This window comes from Geodermatophilus sp. SYSU D01180 (assembly GCF_054050415.1).
In genome coordinates this window covers 19,566-32,540 of record NZ_JBJGZH010000027.1, presented here as the reverse complement: position 1 = coordinate 32,540, position 12,975 = coordinate 19,566, and the positions used below count along the sequence as shown (strand labels likewise).

The following is a 12,975-nucleotide window of genomic DNA, read 5'->3' as shown; positions in this document are numbered from 1 at the left end:
GCAGGGTGCAGATCCCGTTCTCGTCCTCGGAGCGCTCCAGCCTGGGCGTGGAGTGGGAGCTGCAACTGGTCGACCGGGAGAGCCGGGAGCTCACCGCCGGGGCGACGGAGATCCTCGAGGAGATCCGGCCCGACGGCGCCGAGGAGCACCCGAAGGCCAAGCACGAGCTGCTGCAGTCGACCGTCGAGGTCATCACCGGCGTGTGCACCACCGTCGAGGAGGCCACCGCCGACCTCGCCGGCACGGTCGCCGAGGTGGCCGCCGCCGCCGACCGCCGCGGCCTGGGTCTCCTGTGCGCCGGCACCCACCCGTTCACCGACTGGCAGACGCAGCTGATCTCGCCCAAGGAGCGGTACCTGCAGCTGGTCGAGCGGATGCAGTGGCTGGCCCGGCGGCTGCAGATCTTCGGCGTCCACGTGCACGTCGGCGTCCGCTCGCCGGACAAGGCGATGCCGATCGTCAACGCGCTGACCCAGTACGTGCCGCACTTCCTCGCGCTGTCGGCGTCCTCGCCGTTCTGGGTCGGCTGCGACACCGGGCTCGCCTCGGCGCGCAGCAAGGTCTTCGAGGCCATGCCGACGGCGGGGCTGCCCACCCAGCTGCCGGACTGGGCCGGCTTCGAGACCTACATGCAGACGCTGATCTCCACCGGCGCCATCGAGAGCGTGCGCGAGGTGTGGTGGGACATCCGCCCGCACCCGGGCTTCGGCACCGTGGAGCTGCGCATCTGCGACGGCCTGCCCACGCTCGAGGAGGTCGGCGTCGTCGCGGCGCTGTCGCAGTGCCTGGTCGAGCAGTTCGACACCCAGCTCGACCGCGGCTACACGCTGCCCACCCCGCCGAGCTGGGTGGTGAAGGAGAACAAGTGGCGCGCGGCCCGCTGGGGCCTGGACGCCGACGTGGTGGTGGACGAGAAGGGCACGGTGCGCCCCGTGCGGCAGGCGCTGCTGGACCTCGCCGAGGAGCTGACCCCGACGGCGAAGCGGCTGGGCTGCGAGGCGGAGCTCGCGGGCGTGGAGCGGGTGCTCGCCGTCGGCGCCTCCTACCAGCGGCAGCGGGCCGCGGCGCTGGCGTCCGGCGGGGACCTGCGCGTCGTCGTCGACGGGCTGCTCGCCGAGCTGCGGGACGGCCTGCCCACCTCCGGGCCGGCGGCCGGCCCCGACGGTCCCGTCCCCGGCCCGGCGGCGTGCGCCGGCGGCCACGCCGCATGACCCGGACCCCCGAGGAACTGGCCGCCGGGCTCGACGCGTGGGTGGCCGACCGCACCGACTCCCTGGTCGGCGTGCGCCGGCACCTGCACATGCACCCCGAGCTGGCCTTCGCCGAGGTGGAGACGACGGCGTTCCTCGAGCAGCGGCTCGCCGGGGCCGGGCTCCACCCGCGCCGGCTGCCCAGCGGCACCGGGCTGGTGGTCGAGGTCGGGTCCGGCGACCCGACGGTGGTGCTGCGCGCCGACATCGACGCGCTGCCGCTGGCCGACCTCAAGGACGTCCCCTACGCCTCCACCCGCGAGGGCATGTGCCACGCCTGCGGCCACGACGTGCACACCACGGTGCTGCTCGGCGCGACGCTGGCGCTCGCCGCGCTGGACGACCTGCCGGGCCGGGTGCGCTGCGTGTTCCAGCCGGCCGAGGAGACCGTCCCCGGCGGCGCGACGCACGTGGTGGCGGCCGGCGTCCTCGACGGGGCGTCCCGGGCGTTCGCGCTGCACTGCGACCCGGCGATCCCGGTGGGCACCGTCGGCCTGCGCACCGGCTCGATCACCGCCGCCTGCGACCGCATCGACGTCACGCTCACCGGCCCCGGCGGGCACACCGCCCGCCCGCAGCTGACCGTGGACCTCGTCGACGCCCTGGGCCGCCTGGTCACCGGGCTGCCCGGGCTGCTGTCGCGCAAGGTCGACCCGCGGGCCGGGTTCTCGCTGGTGTGGGGTGCGGTCAACGCCGGGGTCGCGGCCAACGCCATCCCGCAGCGGGGCACCCTGCGCGGCACCGTGCGGGTGCTCGACCGCGACGAGTGGCAGCGCGCCGAGGGGCTGCTGCGCGGGCTGGTCGAGCAGGTGGTGGCACCCACCGGCGCCGGCGTCGAGGTGGAGTACGTCCCCGGCGTGCCGCCGGTGGTCAACGACCCGCGGGCGGTGGCGCTGCTGCGCGCCGCGGCGCTGAAGACCGTGGGCAGCGAGAACCTCCGCCAGTCGCCGCAGAGCATGGGCGGGGAGGACTTCGGCTGGTTCGCCGACGTCCTGCCGATCGCGCTGGCCCGGCTGGGCACGCACGGCGGCGGCGCGCCGCTGGACCTGCACCGCGGCACCTTCGACGTCGACGAGCGGGCCATCGGGGTCGGGATCCGGCTGATGGTGCGCACCGCGCTGCAGGCGCTCACCGCCGCCGCCGGGACGTCGGGGTCGGCCGCCGGTGCGCCCGGCCCGGGCCACCCCGCGCGTCCGCACTCCCGGGAGCGCCGGTAGAACGTTCCCCGACCGTGCACCCGATGCGGGGAGTTCACCGATGAGCGCCACCGACACCGCGACGCCCGGCGAGGACGAGGTCCCCGCCGAGCACGAGGTGCCCGACGAGCTGTCCCTCGCCGGCGACTTCCCGCCGGTCGCGCGCGAGCAGTGGCGCGAGCTGGTGGCCGGGGTCCTGCGCAAGGCCGGCCGCGAGGAGCTGCCCGACCCGGTCGAGGACGCCCTGCGCCGCACCGTGGCCACCGGCGTCAGCGTCGCGCCGCTCTACACCGCCGACGACGCCGGCGACCTGCCGACGGCGGTCGGCGTGCCCGGCCTGCCGCCGTTCGTCCGCGGCGCCCGCGCCGGGGCGCACCCGGAGAGCGGCGTGCCCGCCGGCTGGGACGTCCGGCAGCGGCACGCCCACCCCGACGTCGCGGTGACCCGGGAGGCGATCGCGGCCGACCTGGAGAACGGCGTCACCTCGCTGTGGCTGCACCTCGGCGACGGCGCGGTGCCCGTCGACGCCCTCGGCGACGTGCTCGCCGACGTCTACCTCGACCTCGCGCCGGTCGCCGTCTCCGGCGGGCTGCCGGCCGCCGAGGCGCTGCTGGCGCTGGCCGGCGACCGCACCGACCTCGCACCCGGTGGCTCGCTGGGCCTGGACCCGCTCGGCGACCAGGCCGCCTCGGGGGAGGAGCAGGACCTCGCCGTCCTCGCCGGCCTCGCCCGCCGGACCCCCGCGGGCTGGCGCACCGTCGTCGTCGACGCGACCGTCTACGCCGACGCCGGGGCCACCGCCGTCGAGGAGCTCGGCTGCTCGCTGGCCGCCGGGGTGGCCTACCTGCGGGCGCTCACCGACGGCGGGCTGACCGTGGACGAGGCGTTCCAGCGCGTCGAGTTCCGCTACTCCGCCTCGGCCGACCAGTTCACGACGATCGCCGCGCTGCGCGCCGCCCGCCGGCTGTGGGACCGGGTCGGCGAGGTCAGCGGCGCGTCGGAGGCGGCCCGGGCGCAGCGCCAGCACGCGGTGACGTCGTCGGTGATGACGACGAGGCGCGACCCCTGGGTGAACATGCTGCGCACCACGGTCGCCTGCTTCGCCGCGGGCGTGGGCGGCGCCGACGTCGTCACCGTGCAGCCCTTCGACGCCGCGCTCGGGCTGCCCGACGCCTTCTCCCGGCGGATCGCGCGCAACACCCAGAGCCTGCTGGTCGAGGAGGGGCACCTGGCCCGCGTGCTCGACCCGGCGGGGGGCTCCTGGTACGTCGAGTCGCTCACCGAGGACCTCGCGCAGGCCGCGTGGGCCTGGTTCACCGAGATCGAGCGGGCCGGCGGGCTGGCCGCGGCGCTGTCGTCGGGGCTGGTCCGCGACCGGCTGGCCGCCGCCTGGGACGCCCGCGCGAAGCGGCTGGCGAAGCGGAGCGAGGCGATCACCGGCGTCAGCGAGTTCCCCGACCTGAGCGAGAAGCTGCCCGAGCGGCAGCCGGCGGCCGACCTGCACCCCACCGGCGGGCTGCCCCGCGTGCGGGCCGCGCAGGAGTACGAGGAGCTGCGCGACCGCGCCGACGCCGCCGACGCGCGGCCGCAGGTCTACCTCGCCACCCTCGGCCCGGTCGCGCGGCACACCGCGCGGGCCTCCTTCGCCGGCAACCTGTTCCAGGCCGGCGGCGTGGCCACCCCCGCCGCCGACGGCGCCTCCGGGTTCGCCGACGCCGGGACGACGGTGGCCTGCATCTGCGGCACCGACGCCGACTACGCGGAGTCCGCCGCCGCGCTGGCCGCCGAGCTGCGGGCCGCCGGTGCCGCGCACGTGTGGCTGGCCGGCAAGCCCGCGCTGGGGGTGGACGGCGTCGACGGGTACGTGTACGCCGGGTGTGACGCACTCGCGGTGCTCCGGACCGTGCACGAGCAACTCGGCTGGACGGCAGAAATGGCCATTTCTGCCGCTCCCTCGGAGGAGGAGCGGGCATGAGCGGGATCCCCGACTTCGGCGGCGTCGAGCTGGGCCGGCCGGCGGCGCACGCCGGTGCGGACGACTGGGCCAAGGCGTTCGAGGAGGCGACCGGGCGCGGCGTCGAGGAGGCGACCTGGGAGACCCCCGAGGGCATCGCCGTCCCGCCGCTGGCCACCCCGGCCGACCTCGCCGGGCTGGACTTCCTCCGGACCTACCCCGGGCTGCCGCCCTACCTGCGCGGCCCCTACCCGACGATGTACACGACCCAGCCGTGGACCGTCCGCCAGTACGCGGGCTTCTCCACCGCGGCGGAGTCCAACGCCTTCTACCGGCGCAACCTCGCCGCCGGGCAGAAGGGCCTGTCGGTCGCCTTCGACCTGCCCACCCACCGCGGCTACGACTCCGACCACCCGCGCGTGGTCGGCGACGTCGGCATGGCCGGGGTGGCGATCGACTCGATCCTGGACATGCGGCAGCTGTTCGACGGCATCCCGCTGGACCGGATGAGCGTCTCGATGACCATGAACGGGGCGGTGCTGCCGGTCCTGGCGCTCTACGTCCTCGCCGCCGAGGAGCAGGGGGTGAGGCCGGACCAGCTCACGGGGACCATCCAGAACGACATCCTCAAGGAGTTCATGGTCCGCAACACCTACATCTACCCGCCGAAGCCGTCGATGCAGATCATCAGCGACATCTTCGCCTTCACCTCGGCGGAGATGCCCCGCTTCAACTCGATCTCCATCTCCGGCTACCACATCCAGGAGGCCGGGGCGACGGCCGACCTGGAGCTGGCCTACACGCTCGCCGACGGCGTCGAGTACCTGAACGCGGGCAAGGCCGCGGGCCTGGACATCGACGCGTTCGCGCCGCGGCTGAGCTTCTTCTGGGCCATCGGCATGAACTTCTTCATGGAGGTCGCCAAGCTCCGCGCCGGGCGGCTGCTGTGGGCGCGGCTGGTGAAGGAGGCCGGCGCGCGGAAGGACAAGTCGCTGTCGCTGCGCACCCACTCGCAGACCTCGGGCTGGTCGCTGACCGCGCAGGACGTCTACAACAACGTCGTCCGCACCTGCCTGGAGGCGATGGCCGCCACCCAGGGGCACACCCAGTCGCTGCACACCAACGCCCTCGACGAGGCGCTGGCGCTGCCCACCGACTTCTCCGCGCGGATCGCCCGCAACACCCAGCTGCTGCTGCAGCAGGAGTCGGGGACGACGCGGGTGATCGACCCGTGGGGCGGCTCGGCGTACGTGGAGAAGCTGACCTACGACCTGGCCCGCCGCGCCTGGGCGCACATCCAGGAGGTGGCCGAGCACGGCGGCATGGCGCAGGCGATCGACGACGGCATCCCGAAGCTGCGCATCGAGGAGGCCGCCGCCCGCACCCAGGCGCGCATCGACTCCGGCCGCCAGCCGGTGATCGGCGTCAACAGGTACCGGGTGGAGGCCGACGAGGCGATCGAGGTGCTGCGCGTCGACAACGCCGACGTGCTCGCCCAGCAGAAGGCCAAGCTGGCCGAGCTGCGCGCCTCCCGCGACGCCTCCGCGGTGACCGACGCGCTGCGCCGGCTCACCGACGCCGCCCGCGCCGCTGCCGAGGGACGGCGGGACTCGTCGCTGGACTCCAACCTGCTCAAGCTCGCCGTCGACGCCGCGCGGGCCAAGGCGACGGTCGGGGAGATCTCCGACGCGCTCGAGGAGGTCTACGGGCGGCACGCCGGCCAGGTGCGCACCATCTCCGGTGTGTACCGCGACGAGGCCGGCCGCTCCGGGCCGCTCGAGGAGACCCGCCGGATGACCGAGGCGTTCGAGGAGGCCGAGGGGCGCCGCCCCCGGATCCTCGTCGCCAAGATGGGCCAGGACGGCCACGACCGCGGGCAGAAGGTCATCGCCACCGCGTTCGCCGACCTCGGCTTCGACGTCGACGTCGGCCCGCTCTTCCAGACGCCGGAGGAGGTCGCCCGGCAGGCGGTCGAGGCGGACGTGCACGTCGTCGGCGTCTCGTCGCTGGCCGCGGGCCACCTCACGCTGGTGCCGGCGCTGCGCGACGCGCTGGCCGAGCTGGGTGCCGACGACGTGCTGGTCGTCGTCGGCGGGGTGATCCCGCCCGACGACGTGCCGCGGCTGCTGGAGATGGGCGCGGCCGCTGTGTTCCCGCCGGGCACGGTCATCGCCGAGGCGGCGCAGGCGCTGCTGCGGACGCTGTCCTCGCGACTCGGGCACTGATGGCCGCTCCGGACGTCCCCGCGCTGGTCGAGGGGGTGCTCGGCGGCGACCGCCGGTCGCTGGCCCGGGCGATCACGCTGGTCGAGTCGCGCCGCGCCGACCACCGCGAGCGCGCGCAGGAGCTGCTGGTCGAGCTGCTGCCGCACGCGGGGTCGGCCCGCCGGGTCGGCATCTCCGGGGTGCCCGGCGTGGGGAAGTCGACGTTCATCGACCAGCTCGGCGTGGACCTCACCGGCGCCGGGCACCGGGTGGCGGTGCTGGCCGTCGACCCGTCGTCGGCGCGCTCGGGCGGGTCGATCCTCGGCGACAAGACCCGCATGGCACGCCTCGCCGTCGACCGGAACGCCTTCATCCGGCCGGCGCCGACCGCGGGGACCCTCGGCGGGGTCGCGCAGGCGACGCGGGAGTCGATGGTCGTCGTCGAGGCGGCCGGCTACGACGTCGTGCTGGTGGAGACCGTCGGCGTCGGGCAGTCGGAGGTCACCGTCGCGGAGATGGTCGACTCGTTCCTGTTCCTCACCCTCGCCCGCACCGGCGACCAGCTGCAGGGCATCAAGCGCGGCATCCTCGAGCTCGCCGACGTCATCGCCGTCAACAAGGCCGACGGGCCGGCCGCCGCCGACGCGCGCAAGGCCGCCCGCGAGCTGGCCGGGGCGATCCGGATGCTGCGCGGGCACTCCGAGTGGGACGTGCCGGTGCTGACCTGCGCGGGGCTGACCGGCGAGGGGCTGGCCGAGGTGTGGGCCAAGCTGGTCGAGCACCAGGACCGGGCCCGCGCCTCGGGGGCCTTCGACGAGCGGCGCCGCGCACAGCAGGTGCGCTGGACCTGGCAGCTGGTGCGTGACGGGCTCGAGCACCGGCTGCGCGCGCACCCGGCGGTGCGGTCGCAGGCGCCCGAGCTGGAGAAGGCGGTGCTGGCCGGCGAGCTCACCCCGGCGCTGGCCGCGCGGCAGATCCTCGAGACCTTCCTCGGCACCTGACTTCCCGGCGCCCGGAGCCCGCGATCATGGAGCGCCGGTGGCGACACACCGTCGTCGCCCGGTGTGTCGTCCCTGGAGCTCCATGATCGCGGGCGGTCCACAGCCGGCCGCTCGTCCACAGCCGGTCCGCGACGGCGCCCGGCGGCGCGCGACGACCCGAGGGTCCCGGCGTGGACTTCGCGCTGTACCGGACGATCGCGCGCCAGGGCGGCGTCTTCACCGTGACGCAGGCCCGCGAGGGGCTGAGCGAGTGGGAGGTCCGGCGGCTGGTCGACTCGGGGCGCTGGCGGCGGACCCGCTGGCGCGGCGTGCTGGCCGACGCCGAGCTGCCCGACGGCCTCGGGCTGCAGGTGCGCGCGGCCGCGCTCGTGGTGGGCGCCGACCTGGTCGCGTGCCACTCGACCGCCGCGGCGCTCTGGGGCTTCGACGTCCTCGGCGACGACACGCTGCACTTCCTCGGCCCGCCGTCCGTGGCGAACCGGAGCCGACCGGGCATCCGGGTGCACCCGTCGGTCCTCGGCACCGACGACGCGGTGCTCCTCGACGGCGTCTGGTGCACCCCGCCGGCGCGGACGGCCTGCGACGTCGTCCGCGCGACCGCGCCGATCGACGGCCTGGCCACGCTCGACGCCGCCCTGGCCACGCGGGAGTGCACCCGGGCGGAGCTGGCCGCGGAGGTCGAGCGGCAGCGGGCTCCGCGGGGTCATCCGGCTCCGGCGTCTGGTCCCGCACGCGAACGGGCTGGCCGAGTCGCCGATGGAGTCGCGGATGCGCTGGCGGTTCATCGAGGGCGGACTCCCGGCGCCGGACGTCCAGGTGCGGGTCCTCGGCGACGGGTGCAGCTGGTACCTCGACACCGGCTGGCGGGACCAGCGGGTCGCCGCCGAGTTCGACGGGCACGCGGCACACATGACGCCGGAGCAGCTGCGCGACGACCGGCGGCGGCACAACAGCATCACCGAGCGCGGGTGGACCCTGCTGCACGTCACGGCCGCGGACGTCTACCGCGAGCACCGGCGGATGGTCGCCGAGGCGGCGCGGGCCCTGCGGCTGCCTGCTCGGCGGTGATCATGGAGTTGGGGTGGCGACACACCGGGCGACGGCGGCGTGCCGCCACGGGGACTCCATGATCGCGGGGGAACCGGCCGCGGGTCAGAAGGCGGAGCGGCAGTCGCGGGCGCGGAGCTCGGCGAGGTAGTCGTCCGGCGCACCGGCGGCCTCGGCGGCGTCGGCGATCGCGCCCAGGTGCCGCGCCGAGGGCAGCCCGCCCTCGAAGGCGTCCAGCGCGTAGACGTAGGCGACGACGTCGCCGCCGAGGGTGTGCACCCGCAGGTTGAGCTTGCGGTAGAGGCCGCGGTCGGCGCCCTCCCAGGCGTCGAGCTCGCGCTCGTCGGCGGGCGTGAGGTCGTAGAGCGCGACGAACACACCGGGCGCCTCGCGGTCCTCGGCGGGCACGAGGGTGGCCAGCGCGCCCTCCCAGCCGTACTCCTCGCCGCCGAAGGCGAGCCGCCAGCCGCGGATCCAGCCGGTGCCCACGTGCGGGGAGGACGGGCAGCGGCGCAGCATCTGCTCGGGGTCCATGTTGGACCCGTACGCGGCGTAGAGACCCATCGCCGACCGAGCCTACGGCCGGTGTGGCCCGCGCGACCCCGTGAGCCTGCCGACACCGCCCGCCCGGGCTGGGAGGATGGGCGGCGAACCCCGGTCCACGACGCAGGAGATCCGCATGACCCGCATCGTCATCATCGGCGGCGGCCCGGCCGGCTACGAGGCCGCGCTGGTGGCCGCCTCTCTCGGTGCGCAGGTCACCGTGGTCGAACGCGACGGCCTCGGGGGCGCCAGCGTCCTCACCGACTGCGTGCCGTCGAAGACCTTCATCGCCGCCGCGGGCACCATGACCTCGGTCCGCGACTCCAGCGTCCTCGGCCTGCGCGGCGCCGACCTCGCCACCGTCGGCCTGGACCTCACCTCGGTCAACGCCCGGGTGAAGGGCCTCGCCGTCGCCCAGTCGGCCGACATCCACGCCCGGCTGGAGGCCGAGGGCGTGCGCCTGGTGTCCGGGCAGGGCCGGCTCGCCGACGACGTCCGGGGGCTGGTCGAGCACCGCGTCGAGGTCCTCGACCGGGACGGCGGCGTGCGGGAGACGCTCGAGTGCGATGTCGTCCTCATCGCCACCGGCGCCGACCCCCGCGTGCTGCCCGGCAGCGAGCCCGACGGCGAGCGGATCCTCGACTGGCGCCAGCTCTACGACCTCGACGAGATGCCCGAGCACCTGGTCGTCGTCGGGTCGGGCGTCACCGGCGCGGAGTTCGCCTCCGGCTACCTCGAGGCCGGGGTGCCGGTCACCCTCGTCTCCTCCCGCGACCAGGTGCTGCCCGGCGAGGACGCCGACGCCGCCGACGTCATCGCCGAGGTCTTCCAGGCCCGCGGCGGGCGGATCGCCGAGCGCGGCCGCGCCGCGTCGGTGAGGCGCACCGAGAAGGGCGTGCTGGTCGAGCTCACCGACGGGCGCACCGTCGAGGGGTCGCACGCGCTGATGACCGTCGGCACCGTGCCGAACACCGCCGGCCTGAACCTCGAGGCGTGCGGCGTGGAGCTGCGCGAGTCCGGCCACGTCGTCGTCGACCGGGTGTCGCGCACCAACGTGCCCGGCGTCTACGCCGCCGGCGACGTCACGGGCGTCTTCCAGCTCGCCAGCGTCGCGGCCATGCAGGGCCGGATCGCCATGTGGCACGCGCTCGGCGAGGCCGTGCAGCCGATCCGCCTGAAGACCGTGGCCGCCAACGTGTTCACCCACCCGGAGATCGCCACGGTCGGCGTGCAGGAGAAGACGCTGCCCGAGGGGCACGACCTCGACGTCGTCCGGCTGCCGCTGGCCACCAACGCGCGGGCGAAGATGAGCGACCTGCACGCCGGGTTCGTGAAGCTGTTCGCCCGCAAGGCCACCGGCGTCGTCGTCGGCGGGGTGGTCGTGTCGCCCGGCGCCAGCGAGCTGATCCTGCCGATCGCGCTGGCGGTCACCAAGGGCCTGACCGTGAGCGACCTCGCGCACACCTTCGCCATCTACCCGTCGCTGTCGGGCTCGATCACCGAGGCCGGCCGGAGGCTGATGGGGGCCGACGCGCTGGCGTGACGCCCGTGACGGCCGGGACGCGCGGGACGGGATGCCTGTGACGGGTGGAGCGGGTGGGGTCCCGGGTGGTGCACCTGGGACGCCGGCCCGCCGATGCCGGGAGGGATGCACGCCTCCCGAGTCCTGTCGCGGTCCCTCCCGCGGGCCATCGCCCTCGCCGGCGCCGTCGTCGCGCTGTGCGCCGGGCCGGGAGCCGTGGCCCACGCCGGCGACGCCGGCGCCGCCACGGTGGTCGGGGAGCTCGTGCAGGCCTGGCCGGAGACCTCGCTCGAGGGCCAGCACGCGGGGGAGTCGCACGAGCAGCCGCTGACCTTCGTCGAGGGCGCCGACGGCACCTCGGTGCGCGTGCCGACCGACGCGGTCGCCGGCATCGACGTCGGCAGCACCGTCGAGGTGACCGTCGGTGGCACCGCCGACGACGAGGCCACCGAGGACGGCTTCGAGCCGGCGCTCGAGGTGCTGGACACGCAGGTCGTGCGCACCGCGCGGGCGGCGACCACGGTCCCGGCCGGCTCGGTCACCAACCAGGTCACCGTCGCGATGGTCGCGCCCGCCGGTGGCACCCCGGACGGCACCGCGCTCGCGGACGTCGTCGACACGGTCAACGGCGACGTCGCGGCCTTCTGGGCGCAGCAGACCGCCGGTGCGGTGACCGTCGGGGTCACCGCCGCCCACGACTGGCTGACCACCGCCGCCGGCTGCGCCGACCCCACCGCGCTGTGGGACGAGGTCGCCGCGCGCGTCGGCTTCGAGGCCGGCCCCGGCCGCCACCTGCTGCTCTACGTCAGCAGCCGGCCGCAGGACCTGCCCGGCTGCTCCTACGCCCTGGGGCAGGTCGGCGCGAGCCCCGCCTCGGGCGGGCGGCTCTACGTCCGCGACGACCTGGCCTCGGTCATCGCCCACGAGCTCGGCCACAACTTCGGCCTGGGCCACTCCAGCGCGCTGCAGTGCGACGGCACGGTCGAGACCGGCCCCTGCCGCACCGCCGCCTACCGCGACTTCTACGACGTCATGGGCGTCTCCTGGGACCGGATCGGCACCCTCACCGCCGCGCAGGCCGACCGGCTCGGCGTGCTCCCGGCCGCGGCCGTGCAGGACGCCGGCGAGGGGACGACGACGGTGACGCTCGCGCCCCTCGGCGGCGGCACCGGCACCCGCGCGCTGCGCCTGACCGACGCCCCCGGCACCGACTACTGGCTGGAGTACCGCACCGCCGTCGGCCGCGACGCGTGGCTGGTCTCGGACAACCGGTACCGGCTCGACAGCGGCGTGCTGCTGCGCCGCGCCGGCGGCATGCCGGACACCTCCCTGCTGCTCGACGGCAGCCCGTCGGCCGCGGCCGGCTGGGAGGCCGACCTGCAGACGGCGCTCGTACCGGGTGTGCCGGTCGCCGTCGCCGGCGGCGCGCTCACCGTCACCCTCGACGCGGTCACCCCGGCCGGCGCCACGGTGACCGTCGTCCGCACGTCCGCGGCGGCCGGCGCGCCTTCCCCCGCGCCGGCCGCCCCGGCGCCGCAGGTCCTGGCCGGCAGCCCCGCGAGGACCGCGCCCGCGCCCGCCGCCGTCCCGGCCGTGCCGCCGGCGACCGCCGTCGCGCCGCAGGCCCCGGCGCCCGCGGTCGAGGACCCCGCCCCGGTCGCCGCGGCGCCGGTCGAGGCGGCCGCCACGGAGCCCGCCGGCAACGGCTGGGCCACCCCGGCGCTCGCGGCCGGCGGCGTCGTCGGCCTCGGCGGGACCGTGCTGGCCACCCGGCGGGTCCTCCCGCGCCTGCGCCGCGGCTGACCCCTCCGGAGGTGAGGTCCCGCTCCGACGCCTGCAGACGCCGGTGCGGCGGCGTGCGCCGCTGACAGACGGCCCTTGACCGCGAGCGGTCCGGGCACCTGGCCGCCATCCGCGGGTCCTCGTAGCTGTTCTCGACTCGCTGCCGGGGTCCGGGCCGACGGCGCCGTCGCGTTCAGGCCAGACCGAGCATGGGGGCGCTGGGGAGGCCACTGAACCCGGAGGAGTCCTCGCTCAGCCGGAGGACTGGCGACGACGACACGAGCGCTCGTGCAGGCACCGTCAACGCCGGAACCATTCAGGTCCCGAGCGGCCCGAGAGGTGCGGTTCGTCAGGTGACCGGCTGCTCGAGTGCCGGAACGTGGCTGTGCTGACCCCGGCACCGGGTGTGGCGTCGGCGGTGTGCACGGGCTCAGCGCTCGAGGCTCCGTCTCGGTGGGCCGTACCCCTGAGCTCGA

General features: G+C 75.9%; 9 protein-coding genes and 1 pseudogene. 9 read left to right on the top strand and 1 reads right to left on the bottom strand.

Annotated elements, in window-relative coordinates:
• Positions 1–5 precede the first annotated feature (5 nt).
• The 7 genes and pseudogenes from ACI8AA_RS19845 to ACI8AA_RS19815 all read left to right on the top strand — a co-directional run bounded on the left by ACI8AA_RS19845 (position 6) and on the right by ACI8AA_RS19815 (position 8,673).
• Complete coding sequence (locus ACI8AA_RS19845; protein WP_457046096.1) at positions 6–1,211, top strand: glutamate--cysteine ligase; 1,206 nt, start codon at positions 6–8, stop codon at positions 1,209–1,211.
• Positions 1,208–2,467: an amidohydrolase gene (locus tag ACI8AA_RS19840; RefSeq protein WP_457046095.1), complete on the top strand. Its 1,260-nt coding sequence runs from the start codon at positions 1,208–1,210 to the stop codon at positions 2,465–2,467. The genes ACI8AA_RS19845 and ACI8AA_RS19840 overlap by 4 nt, the downstream gene beginning before the upstream one ends.
• Positions 2,468–2,507: 40 nt before the next feature.
• Complete coding sequence (locus ACI8AA_RS19835; RefSeq protein WP_457046094.1) at positions 2,508–4,421, top strand: methylmalonyl-CoA mutase subunit beta; 1,914 nt, start codon at positions 2,508–2,510, stop codon at positions 4,419–4,421.
• Positions 4,418–6,625, top strand: a complete 2,208-nt coding sequence (scpA, locus tag ACI8AA_RS19830; RefSeq protein WP_457046093.1) for a methylmalonyl-CoA mutase — start codon at positions 4,418–4,420, stop codon at positions 6,623–6,625. The genes ACI8AA_RS19835 and scpA overlap by 4 nt, the downstream gene beginning before the upstream one ends.
• On the top strand, positions 6,625–7,605 hold the full coding sequence (meaB, locus tag ACI8AA_RS19825; RefSeq protein ID WP_457046092.1) for a methylmalonyl Co-A mutase-associated GTPase MeaB: 981 nt from the start codon (positions 6,625–6,627) through the stop codon (positions 7,603–7,605). The genes scpA and meaB overlap by 1 nt, the downstream gene beginning before the upstream one ends.
• A 170-nt stretch (positions 7,606–7,775) precedes the next feature.
• A pseudogene (locus tag ACI8AA_RS19820) lies at positions 7,776–7,904 on the top strand (type IV toxin-antitoxin system AbiEi family antitoxin domain-containing protein); the annotation flags it as partial.
• 469 nt (positions 7,905–8,373) lie between these two features.
• Positions 8,374–8,673: a hypothetical protein gene (locus tag ACI8AA_RS19815; protein WP_457046116.1), complete on the top strand. Its 300-nt coding sequence runs from the start codon at positions 8,374–8,376 to the stop codon at positions 8,671–8,673.
• A gap of 84 nt (positions 8,674–8,757) precedes the next feature.
• On the opposite strand, the gene ACI8AA_RS19810 is transcribed toward ACI8AA_RS19815, so the two are convergent.
• Positions 8,758–9,216, bottom strand: a complete 459-nt coding sequence (locus tag ACI8AA_RS19810) for a gamma-glutamylcyclotransferase family protein (RefSeq protein ID WP_456929990.1) — start codon at positions 9,214–9,216, stop codon at positions 8,758–8,760.
• A 76-nt stretch (positions 9,217–9,292) separates the two neighbouring features.
• On the opposite strand from ACI8AA_RS19810, the gene ACI8AA_RS19805 reads away from it, so the two are divergent.
• Both ACI8AA_RS19805 and ACI8AA_RS19800 read left to right on the top strand, forming a co-directional pair.
• Entirely contained in the window at positions 9,293–10,738 is a 1,446-nt protein-coding gene (locus ACI8AA_RS19805; RefSeq protein ID WP_457046091.1) for an NAD(P)H-quinone dehydrogenase, read from the top strand.
• Between the two features lie 105 nt (positions 10,739–10,843).
• On the top strand, positions 10,844–12,520 hold the full coding sequence (locus ACI8AA_RS19800) for a reprolysin-like metallopeptidase (protein WP_457046090.1): 1,677 nt from the start codon (positions 10,844–10,846) through the stop codon (positions 12,518–12,520).
• Positions 12,521–12,975: the final 455 nt, after the last annotated feature.